This is a genomic window from Vitreoscilla massiliensis, from assembly GCF_001457815.1.
Taxonomy (GTDB): domain Bacteria; phylum Pseudomonadota; class Gammaproteobacteria; order Burkholderiales; family Neisseriaceae; genus Vitreoscilla; species Vitreoscilla massiliensis.
This window is the reverse complement of sequence record NZ_LN898220.1, coordinates 211,087-229,194: the sequence shown is the minus strand read 5'-3', so window position 1 is coordinate 229,194 and position 18,108 is coordinate 211,087. Positions and strand designations below refer to the sequence as shown.

General features: G+C 50.1%; 15 protein-coding genes. 9 read left to right on the top strand and 6 right to left on the bottom strand.

Going from position 1 to position 18,108, the window contains the following annotated elements:
- Positions 1 to 2 precede the first annotated feature (2 nt).
- The 5 genes from BN3003_RS09840 to aceA all read right to left on the bottom strand — a co-directional run bounded on the left by BN3003_RS09840 (position 3) and on the right by aceA (position 5,590).
- Positions 3 to 413 carry a hypothetical protein gene (locus BN3003_RS09840; protein ID WP_058356482.1) on the bottom strand — a complete coding sequence of 137 codons (411 nt, stop codon included), beginning with the start codon at positions 411 to 413 and terminating at the stop codon, positions 3 to 5.
- A complete protein-coding gene (locus BN3003_RS09835; protein ID WP_058356481.1) occupies positions 406 to 1,767 on the bottom strand; it encodes a phosphatase PAP2/dual specificity phosphatase family protein in 1,362 nt (453 codons plus the stop codon). Before BN3003_RS09835 ends, BN3003_RS09840 begins: the two co-directional genes overlap by 8 nt.
- Positions 1,767 to 3,512 carry a bifunctional alpha/beta hydrolase/class I SAM-dependent methyltransferase gene (locus BN3003_RS09830; protein WP_058356480.1) on the bottom strand — a complete coding sequence of 582 codons (1,746 nt, stop codon included), beginning with the start codon at positions 3,510 to 3,512 and terminating at the stop codon, positions 1,767 to 1,769. The genes BN3003_RS09835 and BN3003_RS09830 overlap by 1 nt, the downstream gene beginning before the upstream one ends.
- Before the next feature lie 2 nt (positions 3,513 to 3,514).
- A complete protein-coding gene (locus BN3003_RS09825; protein WP_058356479.1) occupies positions 3,515 to 4,123 on the bottom strand; it encodes a CDP-alcohol phosphatidyltransferase family protein in 609 nt (202 codons plus the stop codon).
- 168 nt (positions 4,124 to 4,291) lie between these two features.
- Positions 4,292 to 5,590, bottom strand: coding sequence for an isocitrate lyase (gene aceA, locus BN3003_RS09820; RefSeq protein ID WP_058356478.1), 1,299 nt, complete (start codon positions 5,588 to 5,590; stop codon positions 4,292 to 4,294).
- A 391-nt stretch (positions 5,591 to 5,981) separates the two neighbouring features.
- Here aceA and BN3003_RS09815 point away from each other — a divergent pair, with 391 nt between their 5' ends.
- Positions 5,982 to 6,161 carry a hypothetical protein gene (locus tag BN3003_RS09815; protein ID WP_058356477.1) on the top strand — a complete coding sequence of 60 codons (180 nt, stop codon included), beginning with the start codon at positions 5,982 to 5,984 and terminating at the stop codon, positions 6,159 to 6,161.
- A 435-nt stretch (positions 6,162 to 6,596) separates the two neighbouring features.
- Positions 6,597 to 7,004 carry a hypothetical protein gene (locus BN3003_RS09810; protein WP_058356476.1) on the top strand — a complete coding sequence of 136 codons (408 nt, stop codon included), beginning with the start codon at positions 6,597 to 6,599 and terminating at the stop codon, positions 7,002 to 7,004.
- A 231-nt stretch (positions 7,005 to 7,235) separates the two neighbouring features.
- Here BN3003_RS09810 and aceK read toward each other — a convergent pair whose 3' ends face one another.
- Positions 7,236 to 9,011 carry a bifunctional isocitrate dehydrogenase kinase/phosphatase gene (gene aceK / locus BN3003_RS09805; RefSeq protein ID WP_058356475.1) on the bottom strand — a complete coding sequence of 592 codons (1,776 nt, stop codon included), beginning with the start codon at positions 9,009 to 9,011 and terminating at the stop codon, positions 7,236 to 7,238.
- A 224-nt stretch (positions 9,012 to 9,235) separates the two neighbouring features.
- Between aceK and grpE the strand changes: the two genes are divergently transcribed.
- The 7 genes from grpE (at position 9,236) to prpD (ending at position 18,104) form a co-directional block, all read left to right on the top strand.
- Entirely contained in the window at positions 9,236 to 9,802 is a 567-nt protein-coding gene (gene grpE, locus BN3003_RS09800) for a nucleotide exchange factor GrpE (RefSeq protein WP_058356474.1), read from the top strand.
- A gap of 343 nt (positions 9,803 to 10,145) precedes the next feature.
- On the top strand, positions 10,146 to 11,309 hold the full coding sequence (locus BN3003_RS09795; RefSeq protein WP_058356473.1) for a thiolase domain-containing protein: 1,164 nt from the start codon (positions 10,146 to 10,148) through the stop codon (positions 11,307 to 11,309).
- A gap of 351 nt (positions 11,310 to 11,660) precedes the next feature.
- Entirely contained in the window at positions 11,661 to 13,583 is a 1,923-nt protein-coding gene (dnaK, locus tag BN3003_RS09790) for a molecular chaperone DnaK (protein ID WP_058356472.1), read from the top strand.
- Positions 13,584 to 13,745: 162 nt separating this feature from the next.
- On the top strand, positions 13,746 to 14,456 hold the full coding sequence (locus BN3003_RS09785; RefSeq protein ID WP_058356471.1) for a GntR family transcriptional regulator: 711 nt from the start codon (positions 13,746 to 13,748) through the stop codon (positions 14,454 to 14,456).
- Positions 14,453 to 15,340, top strand: coding sequence for a methylisocitrate lyase (gene prpB, locus BN3003_RS09780; RefSeq protein ID WP_058356470.1), 888 nt, complete (start codon positions 14,453 to 14,455; stop codon positions 15,338 to 15,340). The genes BN3003_RS09785 and prpB overlap by 4 nt, the downstream gene beginning before the upstream one ends.
- Positions 15,341 to 15,481: 141 nt before the next feature.
- Positions 15,482 to 16,609 (top strand): bifunctional 2-methylcitrate synthase/citrate synthase, encoded by a 1,128-nt coding sequence (prpC, locus tag BN3003_RS09775; RefSeq protein ID WP_058356469.1) that lies wholly within the window; start codon positions 15,482 to 15,484, stop codon positions 16,607 to 16,609.
- Positions 16,610 to 16,619: 10 nt separating this feature from the next.
- The gene (gene prpD, locus BN3003_RS09770; RefSeq protein WP_058356468.1) at positions 16,620 to 18,104 is read left to right on the top strand and encodes a 2-methylcitrate dehydratase; all 1,485 of its coding nucleotides are present in this window, start codon (positions 16,620 to 16,622) and stop codon (positions 18,102 to 18,104) included.
- Positions 18,105 to 18,108: the final 4 nt, after the last annotated feature.

The window sequence follows — 18,108 nt, the reverse complement described above, 5'->3', positions numbered from 1 at the left end:
CTTTAGAGTGTGGTGCTGACTAGAGTGATGACACTCAGCAAGGATAACACACAATCTATGACAAGAGATTTGTACCACACCGCCAAACAAGCGGCGCAGCGGCTGTGGGGCGTGTGTTGCAGTGATTTTTTGCGCAAACGCAATTGCAATAAGGCTTTTTCTAAATCAGCAGCGTTTAATTGTTGCGCCGCCAAAGCCCGCAATAACAGCGTGTCCAAATGCAAACGCAGGTGCAAATATGCTGAAGCCAGCAGCAACACCGCCAAAAACACCGCCGCATACACCGATAAATAAGCAGGAACGATGAGAACGGCCATAAAAGCGAGCGCGGCCAACAGCCACGCTGCCACCATGCTGATGGTGGCGCTGGCGAGGGTGGCGGCGGTGGTGTGGTACAAGGCGTGCTCACTCATGCGCGGCTTTCAATATCATTTGTTGGTTCAGTGTTGAGACCACCATTTGTGGGCGTGCTTGCTGCACCATGTTGAGTGCGGCCTGTAAATCGTTTGCCTGACCCGAACGCAGCAAATACGTTAACACCACAGCCACGCTGCGGCTGTAGCCCAAAGCACAACACACCAATACCGGCTGCTCTTGTTGTTGCAACAACTGTTCTAAGGCGATGGCGGCAGTACGTACCGCGGTCACATCCAGCATCACCATGTCGAGCATGGGTATGGCGGCATAGTGCGGTGGCGTGCGGGCAACAGGGTATTCGGCACAGACATCGACCACGGCTTGAAAATTCTCACTCGCCAACACACTGCCCACATGAATGCGCGCGGTCACCGGTGCAGACAAGGCTTGCCCACGCAGCCAATACGCCATATTGAGGCGGCAAATCAGGCGCAGTGGCAAGGCGAACAGGCTTACCGCCATCGTGTGTTTGCCTGTGGCCTGTTTCTGCCACCACGCTGGGTCAGCGTGGTAATACAACAGTGATAACCATGCCAAAGCCAGCGCTGGCCACAATAGCACATAGCAAGCGGCCTGTAACGACAAGGCCAGCACCGCACATAACAGCGCCGCCAGCGCATACAACATGCTCCAACGCAGATGGGTGTGGTGGCGCTGCGGTTTGGGCAGAGTGGACATGGAACTGGTGGCTGTCGGCCAGCGAAAGCTTGCGCGCTCTGCCACTTGTGAGCTTTGCCAAGGCAGCAGCCACAAAATCAAACAGCCGACCAACATGCCGGTGGGTATGTCGATGAAATGGTGTTGGTAAGTGGTGAGCACGGACACAGCGATGAGCACGAGCCACGCCAACCACAATGGGCGCAGCCATGGGCGAAAGCGATACCAATAAAAACGGCCGATGACCATGGTGAGGATGATGTGCAAAGACGGCGCTTGATTGTAGGGCTGGTCAAAACCAGCCAAGGCACTGAATAAGCGGCCTGTAAGGCCATCTGTTAACGGTTTGGCCCAAGTAAAAGTTAAAGGGTAGGCAATAAAACACACCACGGCGATGGCTTGTGCCAACAGCAATTGCTGTAGCAAACGGTGAATTTGCGCCCGCGTGTTGCAACAAAAAAACGCCGCCGCGTAAAACAGATTCAGCGTCCAATATGGCACGATGCTCCATGCCCAAAACGGAATGTGCCGCTCCCATGCCCAAAAAATCTCGGGCACATCGCTGCGCATTCCCGCCAAATAATTGGCACCACCATACGTTGAATAAAACACCACGCCCATGCCAAGCAAACACAGCAGGCGGTAGCGCCAGCTGAGTTTGGGGGCAAGTTCAAAACAGCTTACAGGCCGCATCAGCGTTTTTGTGCCAAGGTGACGGTGAAGATGCCGTCTTCGTCTATCAGTTGGCGTACCTTATCAAAGCCAGCGGCGGCGACCAATTGGTCCATTTCGCGTTGGCTGCGGCGGCGCATCACCCATGCCTTGCCTTGTCGGTGGCTGGTGAGGCAGCGCGCGATCATTTCCAATTGCGGATGCCACGGCTGATTGGTGTAAATCAGATAATTGCCGCTGGTTATGGCATCGGCAAAACCGAGCAATGATTGATTAATTAAGTTGTTGTCGGGGAAAAGCTCATGCAAGCCAGAGACGATGCCCAAGGTCGGTTGTGGGTCCAGATTTTGGTAATTGGCGCGGTCGTAAGCGTTGACCTCGTCGAAGCTGGCGATGTCTTGCAATTGCCGCTCTTGTATCAAGTTGCGACCGGCTTCAACATTGATGGGGCTGTAATCGCGTAAGCGGATGGAATCGGGTTTTTCGGCGGCGGTTAAGGCATCGAGCACATAGCGACCGTGGCCGGCGGCAATGTCCAGCACATGTACGGCTTGGCCTTGCGCACGCAAGCGCTGCATCGCATCTTGAATGAGGGTTTGCAGATTTTGTTTGCGCTGGCGTATGCCGCGCCAACCGATGGCGTTGAGGTAATTCTTATCGACCAAGCGCCCGAAACCATTGCTGCCAGTAGGGGTGTTGCGGTAGACGTAATCCAAGGTCGAGCCAGAATCAAAACCGGTGTCTTGTCCCAATTTCAAGCCTTGTGACCATTTGGCGCCCAAGGCGATGGAAGCGCGTTGCGTGTTCCAATAGGCGCCGCGCACTGACAACGGTGACAGCGGCGTGGCCAATTCGTCGGCTTCGCGTTTGCTGTCACCATACACATGCGCTTGGGTCAAATCGATGCTTTGCAGCGGGGTTTCGTACAGTTTGCGGATGAAGCGGCGCATCGCGTCTATGGCCAGCTCGCGGTCTTTTTCGCCCAAGGTATCGTGGTAAAAGCCATCGAAAACGATGCGCTCTTTGATGTGTGAGCCCAAATTATTGTAAAAATCGTGTTGTGGGCCATGGTGTACCACCCAATCGCGGCCGGAAATCAGCAATTGTATCGGTGTGGTAATCGCTGCAGCATCTTTGACCACCCGTTCTGCCGCTTGGTACAGGCCGAGTAAAATGCGCACGGAAATGGCGCGGGTGATTTTGTCATCCTCTTGATAACTTTGGATGCGTTCGGGGTCGTGGCTCAAATAATGTGCTTTGACATAGCTTTGCACAAAGAAATTGCCGCGCAGTTTTTGCATCAGGCTCAAGCCTGCTTGCGCAAACGGCACATACAGCTTCACTTTGAACGCAGGCGAGGTCAGCACCGCGCCGCGGATATTGGGTGCGTAGTCGTGTAACCATGTTGCCACCACTACCGCACCAACGCTTTGCGCCACCACGATGATGTTTTCGGCGGCGATGTTGTAAGTGGCTTGGATGTGGCGGATAAAAGCGTCAACGTCGGCGACCATGGCGCCAAAACTCGGTGCGTCGCCGCGCTCACCCGGACTCATGCCATGACCGCGCGCATCCCAAGCGAAGAAATCACAATCGTCCAACACCAATTCTTCGGCCACATGCAAAATGCGGCCTGAATGCTCATGGCCACGGTGAAACAACACGATGGCTTTTTTGGTGGCGGTGGCCGCTACGGCAGGACGGTGTTGGTAAAACAAAGACACGCCATCGTGGCTGCTGAAATGGTGTTGCGTGGTGGTGGCCATAATCACTCCTGTGGGCGCAAGCCATTGCGCACGCGCCGGTAAATGGTATAGGTCAAAACGAGGTTAAGCACAATAAATACGGCGTTGGTATAGGCCAAAGTCTCGGGCCAACACAGCCACACTACGGCCAATGTGCCTATGCACAGTGCGCGGTCGCTTTTGCCCATGGGGCCATCGTAGCGGCGACCGTTGCCATGCACTTGCCCCAACACGCCGGCAAACTCGGTTAATGCGGCCTGTAACACCAATAGCCACACCCAAAAGATGCTGCTGTTGGGTAACAGCATTAAAGGCAGATACAGCGCGGCATCGGACAACACATCGGTAAGCTCATTCAAATAGCCGCCCAGCGGTGATTGCTGCGCGTGTTCGCGCGCCAACATGCCATCAATGGCATTCATGGCCATGCGCACAAACAAAAAAATCGGCAACAAAACCAATACCCACAGCGCACCATAATACAGGCCGATGGCGATGAGCAAACCAGTGATGGCCGACAGAATACAGGCCGCTACCGTCACTTGATTGGCGCTGATACCACGCGTTGCCAAGCGCTGCACGATGGGGCGCAATAAGGCTTGAAACTTCGGTTTTAAGGCATACACACTCATGGTGGTTTCTCAGAATAGGCGTTGCGCTCTTGAAGACATCATCATGATTTTAGACGGAACTTGTCAATGCCTTTCCCGCTTTGGCACCACAGGTAGCGAAAAATGCGACGCCAGAACACAAAAAAGGCAACCCGAAGGTTGCCCAAAACGACACACATTATTTGGATATCAGTGGAATTGCTCTTCTTCGGTAGAACCGGTTAAAGCAGTCACACTAGAAGCACCACCTTGGATCACAGTCGTCACATCGTCGAAATAGCCAGTGCCTACTTCTTGTTGGTGTGATACGAAGGTGTAACCGCGGTCACGTGCTGCGAATTCTGGCTCTTGTACTTTTTCAACATAAGCTGACATGCCGCGTTCTGCGTAGTCTTGTGCCAAGTCGAACATGTTGTACCACATGTTGTGAATACCGGCCAAAGTGATGAATTGGTATTTGTAACCCATGGCACCCAATTCGCGTTGGAATTTGGCGATGGTCGCGTCGTCCAAGTTTTTCTTCCAGTTGAAAGAAGGAGAGCAGTTGTAAGCCAACAATTTACCTGGGAATTTGGCATGAATCGCTTCGGCAAAGCGACGCGCTTCTTCCAAATCAGGCGTGGCAGTTTCACACCACAACAAGTCTGCATAAGGGGCGTAAGCCAAACCACGAGAAATCGCTTGTTCGATGCCTGCGTTCACACGGTAGAAACCTTCAGCAGTGCGCTCGCCAGTCACGAATGGACGGTCGTTTTCATCGTAGTCGCTGGTCAACAAGTCAGCGGCATTGGCATCGGTACGCGCCAACAACACAGTCGGAACACCGGCAACGTCAGCCGCAAAACGGGCAGCGGTCAATTTTTGAATCGCTTCTTGGGTAGGCACCAATACTTTACCGCCCATGTGGCCACATTTTTTCACTGAAGCCAATTGGTCTTCAAAGTGCACACCAGCCGCGCCTGCCTTGATCATGGATTTCATCAATTCAAACGCGTTCAACACGCCGCCAAAACCGGCTTCAGCGTCAGCCACAACAGGAGCGTAGTAATCAATATAACCAGCATCACCTTGTTCGATGCCTTTGGCATGTTGGATTTCATCGGCACGGGCAAAAGCATTGTTGATGCGTTCAACCACGGCAGGAACAGAGTTCACAGGGTACAAAGATTGGTCAGGGTACATGCTCATGTAGCCGTTGTTATCGGCGGCCACTTGCCAGCCTGATAAGTAAATCGCTTTGATGCCGGCTTTCACTTGTTGCATCGCTTGGCCGCCAGTCAAAGCGCCCAAACAGTTGATGAAGTCTTCATTGTTCACCAAAGTCCACAATTTTTCCGCACCTTGACGAGCGATGGTGTGCTCAACTTGTACGGAACCACGCAAACGCTCAACGTCTTCAGCGGTATAGTCGCGTTTGATGCCTTTCCAGCGAGGATTTTCTGCCCAGTCTTTTTCAATAGCTGCAATGCGTTCTGCACGTGTTGTCATGGTAAATCTTCCTTTGTTCTAATCGGAGTTTGGAAATCTGCACCAGGTGGTGCGATGCAGCAAATTTAACCACTGTCTCAGAAAAAAAGCAAAGGATTTTTTTAAAAAAAGTGCCTGTTTTCAGTATCTTGTGAAACGAAAAAGCGAAAACATGAACATGTTAATTTGCAACATTTTCCAACATTTTATAATTCTATATGCATAAATTGTTGCAAGTGAACAATTTCAAGCGCAAACCAGTGCAAATGATGGTTCACATTTGTTCGTAATCTGCGCTACATGATTCAAATCGAAACTTGCAAATCCTGTGTATTTCATTACAAGTGGGTAAAAAATATTTTAAAAAATGTTGCATTGCAGTGTTAATGACGACAATAAATGTGCGCACAAAATGGAAATTGTGATTTTTGGATGGGAAAATAAGTCAAAAATCATCCTTGTTGGCAATATTATGGTTGTCTGCTGTCAGATTTATATAAAACAGCGTAGCAGTGCACAAAAAATTGCGGTGCAAGGTTTACAGGCCGGTTTTGGTGGCTTACGCCTTAAGTATTCCCCAGATTTTGGGTAGAGAATTGGGTTGATGCAGGAACGGGGCATTGTTTCTATATTATAAGAATGGCGGTAACAACTGCGAGGCCGACATTACAGGAGTGTCTGCTGCGAAAAACCATGTTGGGTTTGATGAGGGACGAGTATTCAAGCCAAGTTGCGGCATGCGTAACTGAGGTGCATCCCTGCGCCACACCAGCCCGCTTCATGGCACTGTCTTGATGGCAGCCATTGCAACATTGTTTGATGGTGACCTCTAGCGCTTATTCTGAGGAGAGTGGATAGGTAGTTGCTGTCATTTCCCAGACACAACGGTGTATGTGGGTAATGGTGTTGATGAAGAACAAGTACATGGTTTTGATGTACAGGCAGAAAAATGAATCTGAGCATCGCTAAGACATTGAATAAGATGATAGGTAAGCTGTTGATATTTACAATCATTTAGAGAAGATTTATGTTGAATCAGCAATTATTAGCAGATGTCATGAGCAGGTTGGATGAAGATGATATCCGACCGTTTAATAACTACATCTTGGATTTGGCTGAGGCCAAAGATGAGGACATTTATGAGGTGTTGCTGTATTTGTTAGAGCAACCGTTGTTTCAAGACAGGAAGGCCACATTAATCTATGCCTTACAAAATTATCCCAGTGCGCCTTTGTTTGAAAAAGCAGTAGGGTGGGTATTGCTAGGCGGTTTTGAGGTCGCTAACGAGGCTTTCACCATTGTTGAGAACACAGAAGAAATAGATTCCGTCATTTCACGCAGAGTGAAACGAAAAATTGCATTAACTTTAAAAACGGAAATGGTCGAAGATTGGAAAATAGAATTATTGGAATGGATATTGGATTCATATCGGTAAACCGTTTGGACAAACAGTTGTGCGGTTTGGGGATGCTTGATTGCCAGTCTATTGCCAGTGTATCCATCAGCAAAGTTAAACCTTGCTTGAATACGCTTACAGGCCGCTTGATGCGGCCTGTAAACATGGCGGTGAATATTCAGACTGTGGATAAGTGCTTGCACTGCTGCACCAGTGTGATATCGAGGCAGAAGTGCTTGAAGCGTGCATCTTCGCCATACTTATCTTGGCTTAAGCATCGCTTTCGGTATGGCTGTCGTAAATATCGCCATCGTTGTAAAAACGTGTCGATTGCGGGTAGGGGAAAAAGTCTTCGATGATGCCGCTTTGGATGCGGTCTTTGCGCGATTGCCAAAATTGACGCGTGAGCAAATCGCGGTGGTGTTCCAAGAAGATTTTGCGCACATCCGGTTCGCCCAATAAAAATGGGCCAAATTCTTCCGGAAACACATCGCCTTTGTTCACCGGATACCAAACCTCGTCCGACAATTCGTATTCGGGATTGGGGGCTTCGGGGATGTCGCGGAAGTTGCAATCGGTCATGTATTCGATTTCATCGTAATCGTAAAAAATGACGCGGTTAAAACGGGTCATGCCAAAGTTTTTGTACAACATGTCACCAGGGAAAATATTGGCGGTGGCCAGTTCTTTTAAACAATTGCCATAGTCGATAACGGCTTGGGCTTTTTGTTCCACCGTTGCTTTTTGCATGAACATGTTCAGCGGCTTCAAACGCAATTCGATGTACATGTGTTTGATGATCAGCCACTCGCCTTGTTCTTTGATTTGGCTGGGCGCTAAGGTGCGCAATTCGGCCAATAATTCGGCATCGACGCGCGCCAATGGAATGGCGACATTGGAATATTCCAAGGTATCGGCCATGCGCCCGACGCGGTCGTGCTTTTTCACCAACAGGTATTTTTGGCGCACGTATTCTTGATTGAAGTCTTTATTGGGGCCGAATTTGTCTTTGATGATTTTGAACACATACGGGAACGATGGCAGCGTGAATACCAACATTACTAAGCCTTTGACACCGGGCGCCAATATGAAGGAATCGTGCGAGTAATCCAAATGGCGCGAAAATTCGCGGTAAAAAATGTTTTTGCCTTGTTTTTGCAAGCCCAATAAGGTGTACAAATCGCCTTTGGAACGCATCGGCAACATGGTGTGCAAAAATTCCACATACGCCGATGGCACTTCCATTTCTACCAAGAAGTACGCGCGTGCAAACGAGAACAATACCGCAATTTGCTCGGCCTCAAACAAGGCCGCGTCCACGCGCAGCAAATTGTCTTCATTGTGGGCGATGGCCAAGGCAAACGGGTAACGCTGGTTGCCACTGATGATTTGCCCAAAAATATAAGCGCATTTATTGCGGTAAAACGCCGAATGCAACACTTGCAAATGCAGGTTGATTTCTTCCAGCGGCCATTCTTGTTTGAAGTGTTTTTTGGCCGCACGCATGATGTTGGCGATGTCGCGTTTTTTATCGGCAAAGGCAATTTGCCAATCAAAATGGCTCAATACCTCGTTCAAACAGCCTTTCAAGCCTTGCTTATTTGGGTAAAACGAGCGGAAGGTGTGGGGAAACGAATCTATGTACTCAGTCGAAATCGCCGGCTTTACAAAAATAAAATGGTTGCTGAAATACATGCTGTCCAAGATTTTGGTGGTCACCGAATTGAAAAACGTCTCGGCCAGTTCGGGCTGTTTGTGGTTAACCAATAAAGCGATGTATTCGGTTTTGGCCTGTTGCCAAATGTCGTCGGAAAAAGCATTGGCACCGGATTCGTAGCGCAGGCGTTCTACCGCCTCGTGCACACGGTCGTCATACATTTGGATGCGGTCGGCCACCAATTGCTGTATGCCCAGCCAATTGGCGGCTTCAAACATGGGCTTGGCGCGGGCGCTGGCGGCATGGAACAAGGTATAATGCTTGTTAAAACCCTCCAAAATGATGGTTGCCACGGCTTTGGCTTGTAAGTGGGCCAGTTTGGACTTCACGACAGACTCCTTTGGTATAACTATCTTATAGTTATCATTTTTGTAGTCTTAAGATTAATCCACAAACGCATATTGATGCAATGCAGCAAGCGGCCTGTAAAACTGCGCTAAGCCTATGGCGATGGCTTGAATTATGCGCATTCGCCCAAATGTGCACCGGAATTGATTTCAAATGTGAACATGGATTACCAATCCTAGCCGAATTACCTGAGAAAGGATGCGAAATGACTGATAGCGAACACAAGACAACAGCAGAAGAAAACGTGGTATTGGATGCAGAACAAGCCGAAAATGTCGCAGATTTGCACCAGCCAGAAGAAGCAGTTGAAAAAACGGCTGAAGACTGGGCTGCGGAAGTGGCAGAGTTGCAAGGCCAACTGCAAGACGAGCGTTTGCGCTCTGCTGCGAATGAACAAAACTTGCGCCGCCGTCATGAAGAAGAGATACAACACACGCACAAATTTGCCAGCCAAAAATTTGCGACCGAATTGTTGACCGTCAAAGACTATTTGGAAATGGCTTTGCTCGACCAAAGCCAAAACTTCGATGCTTTGAAAATGGGCGTGAGCATGACGTTGACGGAGCTGAATAAGGCGTTTGAAAAAGCGCATGTGAGCGAAATCAACCCTGCGGTGGGCGACAAACTCGACCCACATTTGCACCAAGCGATGCAAGCGATAGCGAGCGAGCAAGAGCCGAACACCGTGGTTTCGGTGATGAAAAAAGGCTATAGCCTCAACGACCGCGTATTGCGTCCTGCCATGGTGGTGGTGGCCAAAGCGGCTGAATAAGCTTTATCGCAGTAATAAACATTAAAGCGGCCTGTAAGTCAGTTTACAGGCCGCTTTATTGTGTTTAAACCAAGCAAAAGAGTGCAATGAATACAGTATGTGGACGCAATCCGTGGTGTCTTGGATGTTGCTTGGCGTATTGAGCTAGGCGTTGACGTGCTGGCTTGCTCAGCCAGACACAAGAATACGCTGTTAAGCGCATCGGTTTCTGATTCTTAATCGTGAGCATTTACTTAGCAGAGTCATGGACAGACGATAGGCAGTTTGGGCACTCTGTGCTAGTGTGTGACACAAGAAAAACAGCCAGACCACCATGGTGGCAAATAGTACAGAGGAGAAGCAGATGGGAATCGGAGTGTCTATCGTAGGCTCAGGCCATACCAAGTTTGGGCGTTTGCAAGAGAATTTGGAACAATTGATTGTTTCTGCCTCACAAGAAGCGCTGCAAGAAGCGGGTGTGAGTGGCGATGATGTGGATGCGGTGTTTTTGGGGCATTTCAATGCCGGTATGGCTGCGGATGCGTTTGCCTCATCGCTGATTTTACAGGCCGATGCTGGCTTGCGTTTTAAGCCGGCAACACGGTTTGAAAATGCCTGTGCCTCAGGTGCAGCGGCGATGTATGCGGCGATAGATGCCATCAAGTCGGGACGCATAGAAGTGGCTTTGGTGGTGGGCGTGGAGAAAATGACCCACAACGACACCGCCGGCGTGACCCGTGCTTTGGCCGGCGCCGGCTATCAAAACCATGCCGATGAAGCAGGTGTATCGTTTCCCGCGGTATTTGCCCGCGCGGCGCAGATTTATGGTCAGCGTTATGGTGACCCATTGCCAACAATGGCGAAAATTGCCGCCAAAAACCACAGTAATGCGCTGCTGAACCCGTATGCGCAATTGCGCAAAGACTTGGGTTTTGAGTTTTGCAACACTGTATCTGAGAAAAATCCCTTAATTGAACCGAGTTTGCGCATGAGCGATTGTTCGCTCATCAGCGATGGTGCGGCGGCGGTGGTGTTGGTGGCAGAACACCGAGCCGCAGAATTTGCACAGCGTGCGCATTTTGCCGCCGCCGTGCATGTCAGCGATTTATTGCCGTTGCACAGCCGCGATTGGGCCAGTTTTGTGGGACCAGAAAAAGCGATACAGGCCGCTTATGGGCAAGCGGGCATTCAGGTGCAGGATTTGAACTTTGCCGAAGTGCACGATTGCTTCACCATCGCCGAATTGCTGCTGTACGAAGCCATGGGTTTGGCCGAGAAGGGCAAAGGATTTGAGGCCTTGGCAAGCGGCACGGTCTACCGCGATGGTGCGGTGCCAGTGAATGTGTCCGGTGGTTTGAAAGCCAAAGGCCATCCCGTCGGCGCCACGGGCGTGTCCATGCACGTGCTGGCTTACCGCCAATTGACTGGACAAGCAGGCGAAATGCAATTGACCGCGCCTAAACTGGGTTTGGTATTCAATATGGGCGGCGCGGCAGTGGCGAATTACGCTTCGGTGTTGTCGGTGTAAACACCTCTTACTGGTATGAATGTGCTGAAGCGAGTTTGAAATATCTTGAAAAGCGGCCTGTAAACCATTTACAGGCCGCTTTTTGCTATTCAATCATTTGAAAACAAGTGTGAGCGTAACCTGTGTTGAGCATAGTCATGTTGGGGCAGAAATTTTAGAGGTGTGCTCTTGAATTTTGGCCAACACCGCCCATTTTAGCTGCGATAGCAAGATACGGCGGCAGTTTCGAGGCAGCGCATTTTATGCAAAACAACACTTGAAATATCGCCAAGCCCCACCATATAGCAATCATTGATGAATTAACTAATACGATATTGAGTTTTGCACTCAAGTTATTTGGAGACACAGAATATGGCTAAAGTAATTGGTATTGACTTAGGTACAACCAACTCTTGTTTGGCGATTTCAGAAAATGGCCAAACCAAAGTAATCGAAAATGCAGAAGGTGCTCGCACCACACCTTCTATTGTGGCATACGTGGATGGCGGCGAAATTTTGGTAGGTGCTCCGGCCAAACGCCAAGCAGTGACCAACCCTAAAAACACCATTTATGCGGTAAAACGTTTGATTGGTCGCCGTTTTGAAGATGCCGAAGTGCAAAAAGACATCGACAAATTGCCATTTGAAATCGTTAAAGCCGCCAATGGCGATGCTTGGGTGAAAGTACAAGACAAAGAATTGTCGCCTCCACAAGTGTCTGCTGAAATCTTGCGCAAAATGAAACAAGCAGCGGAAGCGCATTTGGGCGAAACCGTGACTGAAGCGGTGATTACCGTTCCTGCTTACTTTAACGACAGCCAACGTCAAGCCACCAAAGATGCAGGCCGCATCGCTGGTTTGGAAGTAAAACGCATCATCAATGAGCCAACTGCTGCTGCTTTGGCGTTTGGTATGGACAAAGCTGCCAAAGGCGACCGCAAAATCGCGGTATACGACTTGGGTGGTGGTACCTTCGATATTTCGATCATTGAAATTGCCGATGTCGATGGCGACAAACAATTTGAAGTGTTGGCCACCAATGGTGACACTTTCTTGGGCGGTGAAGACTTTGACCAACGCTTGATTAACTACATCATTGATGAGTTCAAAAAAGAGCAAGGCATAGACTTGACCCAAGACGTGATGGCTTTGCAACGCTTAAAAGAAGCGGCTGAAAAAGCGAAAATCGAGTTGTCTAGCGGTCAACAAACCGACATCAACTTGCCTTACATCACCATGGATGCCACTGGCCCGAAACACTTGGCATTGAAAGTGACTCGCGCTAAGTTTGAAAGCTTGGTAGAAGATTTGATTAACCGTTCGATTGAGCCTTGCCGCACTGCAATTAAAGACGCGGGCTTGAGCGTGAACGAAATTGATGACGTGATTTTGGTTGGTGGTCAAACCCGTATGCCTAAAGTGCAAGACGCGGTGAAAGACTTCTTTGGCAAAGAACCACGCAAAGACGTGAACCCTGACGAAGCGGTTGCCGTTGGTGCAGCAATTCAAGGTGAAGTATTGTCTGGTGGTCGCAGTGACGTATTGTTATTGGATGTGACACCATTGTCTTTGGGTATTGAAACCATGGGCGGTGTGATGACCAAATTGATCCAAAAAAATACCACCATTCCGACCAAAGCGAACCAAACCTTCTCTACTGCAGAAGACAACCAAAACGCAGTAACCATCCACGTGTTGCAAGGTGAACGTGATCGTGCGTCTGCCAACAAGTCTTTGGGTCAGTTTAACTTAGGCGACATCGCTCCAGCACCACGCGGTATGCCACAAATTGAAGTGACTTTTGACATCGATGCCAACGGTATCTTGCACGTGTCTGCTTTGGACAAAGGCACTGGCAAACAAGCCAACATCACCATCCAAGCATCTAGTGGTTTGAGTGAAGAAGAAATCGAACGCATGGTCAAAGACGCGGAAGCGAATGCCGAAGAGGACAAAAAATTGACCGAATTGGTGGCCAGCCGCAACCAAGCTGAAGCCTTGATTCACTCAGTGAAAAAATCATTGGCCGATTACGGTGACAAATTGGATGCTGCTGAGAAAGAAAAAATCGAAGCTGCGGTGAAAGAAGCCGAAGAAGCGGTCAAAGGCGAAGACAAAGCTGCCATCGATGCCAAAGCCGAAACTTTGGGCACAGTCAGCCAAAAATTGGGCGAAATGATGTACGCTCAAGCACAAGCTGAAGCCGGTCAAGCTGCCGATGCAGAACCTAAAAAAGCCGCTGCCGATGACGTGGTAGATGCTGACTTTGAAGAAGTAAAAGACAAAAAAGACTAAGTTTTAAATTGTCGACAATCACAAAAGACACCTTGTAAAAGGTGTCTTTTTTTATGCTTAAAAGCCCAAACGGCTGATGTGCATCAAGCGAAATCCGTTAAATTGTCGACAATTTACATTTATACACTTGCTAATAAGCGATTTTTGGATTAAATTCAGACCATGTTAAAAGAAATTGTAGACAATATGCCTAAGGCCACCGAAATCACCGCTACCCGAGCTGAGCAAGTGTTTGCGCAGTTACAGGCCGCCATCATCCGTGGTGAATTGGCGCCGGGCAGCAAAATTTCCGAGCAAGACTTGGCCGATACCTATGGCATCAGCCGCGGTCCATTGCGCGAGGCCTTGAACCGATTGGAAGGGCAAAAGCTGTTGGTGCGCATGCCGCATGTGGGCGCACGCGTGGTGTCTTTGGGCAAGCGCGAATTGGAAGAATTGTACGATGTGCGCGCTGAGTTGGAGGGTATGGCTTGCCGTTTGGCAGCTGCACGCATGAGTCGTGATGAGTTGGATGCTCTGTACGCGGTATTGCAAACCCATGAACAAGACCCACAGTTTCAGGCCGGCACAGCGTATTTCGAGCAAGATGGTGACTACGATTTTCACTACCGCATCATCAGTGCCAGCGGCAATGAAACTTTAAAGAAGTTGCTGTGCGATGATTTGTACCAATTGGTGCGCATGTACCGCATTCGTTTTTCCAGTGTGCCCAAGCGCCCCCAAACCGCTTTGAGCGAACATTACCGCATCGTCGATGCGCTGGCTGCTGGCGACGGCGAGTTGGCCGAATTGCTGATGCGCCGTCACATCCAAGCATCGAAACGCAATATGGCCAGTCATTTTGACGATGCCCATACCGAGGATACCCCATGACTTACATCACACCAGGTCAACGCTTTCGCAACGCTGTGCAAGAAGAGCAACCGTTGCAAGTGGTTGGCACCTTAACCGCCTATACTGCGCGCATGGCCGAAGCCGTTGGTTACAAGGCTTTGTACATCTCTGGCGGTGCGGTGGCGGCCAATTCTTTGGGTTTGCCAGATTTGGGCATATCCACCATGGAAGATGTGCTTATTGATGCCAATCGTATCACCAATGCCACCGAGTTGCCGGTATTGGTGGACATAGACACCGGTTGGGGCGGGGCATTTAACATTGCACGCACGATTAAATCGTTTATCAAAGCCGGCGTGGCGGCGGTGCACATGGAAGACCAAACCGGCACCAAGCGCTGTGGTCATCGCCCCAATAAAGCGGTGGTGTCAAAAGAAGAAATGGTCGACCGTATCAAAGCCGCCGTCGATGCCCGTACCGATGACAGCTTTGTCATCATGGCGCGTTCGGATGCGTTAGCGTCTGAAGGTTTGGAGCGCATGATAGAGCGTTGCCAAGCGTATGTGGAAGCGGGGGCGGACATGGTGTTTCCTGAGGCGATTACCTCGCTCAATATGTACAAAAAAGTGCGCGAGGCGGTAGGCGTACCGATTCTGGCCAATATTACTGAGTTTGGACAAACACCGTTGTTTACCCGCGATGAATTGGCCTCGGCCGATGTTGACATCATTTTGTATTGTTGCGGTGCTTACCGCGCCATGAATGCGGCAGCTTTAAAAGTCTACCAAGAAATCCGCGAGCAAGGCACGCAGCAAGGCGTCATCGACATCATGCAGTCGCGCGCCGATTTGTATCATTACCTCAATTACCATTCTTACGAACAAAAATTGGATGAGCTGTATCAAGCAGCCAAAGCCAAATAAATCTCTGCATATGCGGCCTGTAAAGGCTTACAGGCCGCTTGCAGCAACACCATAACAATAAATCATCAACACGACACAACATACAGCAAGCTTGAATCATCCCTACTTTGGCATCAGAACCAGTCTACAAAGGAGAAACAGATGGCAGAAGCAAAAGCGTTATCAGGTGCAGGTTTACGTGGGCAAGTGGCGGGCAAAACCGCTTTGTGTACCGTCGGCAAAGAAGGCGCGGGTTTGACTTACCGTGGTTACGATGTGCGCGATTTGGCCGAGAACTGTTTGTTTGAAGAGGTGGCGTATTTGCTGCTCAAAGGCGAATTGCCAACCCAATCGCAATTGAATCACTATTTGGAACAACTGCGTTTGCAGCGCGAATTGCCCAAGGCTTTGAAAGCGGCCTTGGAACAGATACCTGCCAGCGCCCATCCGATGGACGTGTTGCGCACTGGCACTTCGGTATTGGGCACACTCGAACCCGAACATTCGTTTACGCAACAGCAAGACATCGGCATTCGTTTGGTGGCGATATTGCCGGCGATACTGTGTTATTGGTACCAATACAGCCATTTTGGCAAACGCATTGCCACCCAAAGCGATGAGCCAACTTTGGCCGGGCATTTCTTGCGCTTGATGCTGGACAAAAAGCCATCCGAATTGCATACCAAAGTGATGAATGTGTCGCTGATTTTGTACGCTGAGCATGAATTCAACGCTTCCACATTTACTGCGCGTGTGTGCGCATCGACCTTGTCGGATTTGTATTCTTGTGTGACCGGTGCCATCGGCACTTTGCGTGGGCCTTTGCACGGCGGTGCCAATGAGGCGGCGATGGCGATGATCAGCAAGTTCAAAGACCCTGAAGACGCGATCAATGGCACTTTGAAAATGCTGGTGAACAAAGAATTGATCATGGGTTTTGGTCACGCCATTTACAAAGAATTTGACCCGCGCAATGAAGTCATCAAAGCATGGTCGAAGAAACTGGCCGAAGATACCGGTGACGACAGTTTGTTCCCGATTTCCGAAGCGGTGGCCAAGGTGATGTGGGACGAGAAAAAACTGTTCCCGAACGCCGATTTCTTCCACGCCAGTGCCTACCATTTTATGAACATCCCCACGCCGTTGTTCACACCGATTTTTGTGTGTTCACGCGTGACCGGTTGGATGGCGCATGTGTTTGAGCAGCGTGCCGACAACCGCATCATCCGCCCAAGTGCCGAATACACCGGTCCAGAACAACGTGCAGTCACCCCTATTGCCCAACGCTAAGGAGCGAGCAGTGTCAAACAATGTCGATTTAAACAACCGTCCTGATTACGATACCGTCATTCAAAAAATCGTTGATTATGTGCTCGCCGAGCCAAATTTTTCCGCCGAAGCGATGAACACCGCCCGCTTGTGTTTGATGGACACCTTGGGCTGCGGCTTGCTGGCCTTGCGCTTTCCGGAGTGTACCAAGCATTTGGGCCCATTGATTCCGGGTACGGTCGTGCCTGGTGGGGCGCGTGTGCCGGGCACGCCGTATTGTTTAGACCCGGTACAGGCCGCTTGGAACATCGGTTGTATCGTGCGTTGGCTGGATTACAACGACACCTGGTTAGCGGCCGAATGGGGCCATCCATCTGATAATTTGGGTGCGATTTTGGCGGTGGCCGATTATTTGTCGCAACAGCGCATTGCCCAAGGCGAAGCGCCGTTGACCATGCAAGACGTGCTTATTGGAATGGTGCAAGCGCATGAGATTCAAGGCGTGTTGGCTTTGGAAAACTCATTCAATCGCGTCGGTTTGGACCATGTGTTGTTGGTGAAAGTCGCTTCTACCGCGGTGGCGGCGAAAATGTTGGGCGCGACGCGCGAGCAATTGTTGTCGGCCGTGTCGCATGCGTTTGTTGATGGTCAAGCCTTGCGCACTTACCGCCATGCACCGAATGCCGGTTCACGCAAATCGTGGGCTGCTGGCGATGCCACCAGCCGTGGCGTGTTCTTGGCGTTTGTCGCTTTGCGCGGCGAAATGGGCATACCGGGCGTGTTGACCGCACCGCAATGGGGTTTCTACGACATCTTGTTCAGTCACACCAACAAAGATTTGGCTTTGAAACCTGAAGGCGAACGCGAATTCAAATTGCCACAGCCGTTTGGTGATTATGTGATGGAAAACGTGTTGTTCAAGATTTCTTTCCCCGCCGAATTCCACTCGCAAACCGCGTGTGAGGCAGCGGTGCGCTTGCATCCACAAGTGAAAGACCGCATAGACGAAATCGAAAAAATCGTCATCACCACGCACGAATCGGCCATCCGCATCATTTCCAAAGTGGGCGAATTGGCCAACCCGGCCGACCGCGACCATTGCATTCAATACATGACGGCCGTGCCGTTGCTGTTTGGCGATTTGGTGGCTGAACATTACGAAGATGGCTTCCACGCCGAGCATCCGCAAATTGATGTGTTGCGCGAGAAAATGGAAATCGTTGAAGAACCGCGCTACAGCCGTGAGTATTTGGAAAGCGACAAACGCTCGATAGCCAATGCCTTGCAAGTGTTCTTCAAAGATGGCAGCTCAACCGAATTGATCGAAATCGAGTATCCGGTTGGCCACCGCCGCCGCCGCGCTGAAGGCATTCCTTTGCTGGAAGCCAAGTTCAAAGCCAATTTGGCCACCCGCTATGTGCCGCAACGCAGTGCTGCCATTTTTGATTTGTGCGCCGATGCGGACAAACTGAATGCCACGGCGGTGAACCGTTTTGTGGAGGCATTTGTCTTGTAAGCGA

Coding starts and splice junctions, on each gene's coding strand:
- dnaK (WP_058356472.1), top strand. CDS start 11,661: ATGGCTAAAGTAATTGGTATTGACTTAGGTACAACCAACTCTTGTTTG.
- grpE (WP_058356474.1), top strand. CDS start 9,236: ATGACTGATAGCGAACACAAGACAACAGCAGAAGAAAACGTGGTATTG.
- aceA (WP_058356478.1), bottom strand. CDS start 5,590: ATGACAACACGTGCAGAACGCATTGCAGCTATTGAAAAAGACTGGGCA.
- BN3003_RS09830 (WP_058356480.1), bottom strand. CDS start 3,512: ATGGCCACCACCACGCAACACCATTTCAGCAGCCACGATGGCGTGTCT.
- prpB (WP_058356470.1), top strand. CDS start 14,453: ATGACTTACATCACACCAGGTCAACGCTTTCGCAACGCTGTGCAAGAA.
- BN3003_RS09835 (WP_058356481.1), bottom strand. CDS start 1,767: ATGCGGCCTGTAAGCTGTTTTGAACTTGCCCCCAAACTCAGCTGGCGC.
- BN3003_RS09840 (WP_058356482.1), bottom strand. CDS start 413: ATGAGTGAGCACGCCTTGTACCACACCACCGCCGCCACCCTCGCCAGC.
- BN3003_RS09815 (WP_058356477.1), top strand. CDS start 5,982: ATGGAAATTGTGATTTTTGGATGGGAAAATAAGTCAAAAATCATCCTT.
- BN3003_RS09810 (WP_058356476.1), top strand. CDS start 6,597: ATGTTGAATCAGCAATTATTAGCAGATGTCATGAGCAGGTTGGATGAA.
- BN3003_RS09825 (WP_058356479.1), bottom strand. CDS start 4,123: ATGAGTGTGTATGCCTTAAAACCGAAGTTTCAAGCCTTATTGCGCCCC.
- BN3003_RS09795 (WP_058356473.1), top strand. CDS start 10,146: ATGGGAATCGGAGTGTCTATCGTAGGCTCAGGCCATACCAAGTTTGGG.
- prpC (WP_058356469.1), top strand. CDS start 15,482: ATGGCAGAAGCAAAAGCGTTATCAGGTGCAGGTTTACGTGGGCAAGTG.
- BN3003_RS09785 (WP_058356471.1), top strand. CDS start 13,746: ATGTTAAAAGAAATTGTAGACAATATGCCTAAGGCCACCGAAATCACC.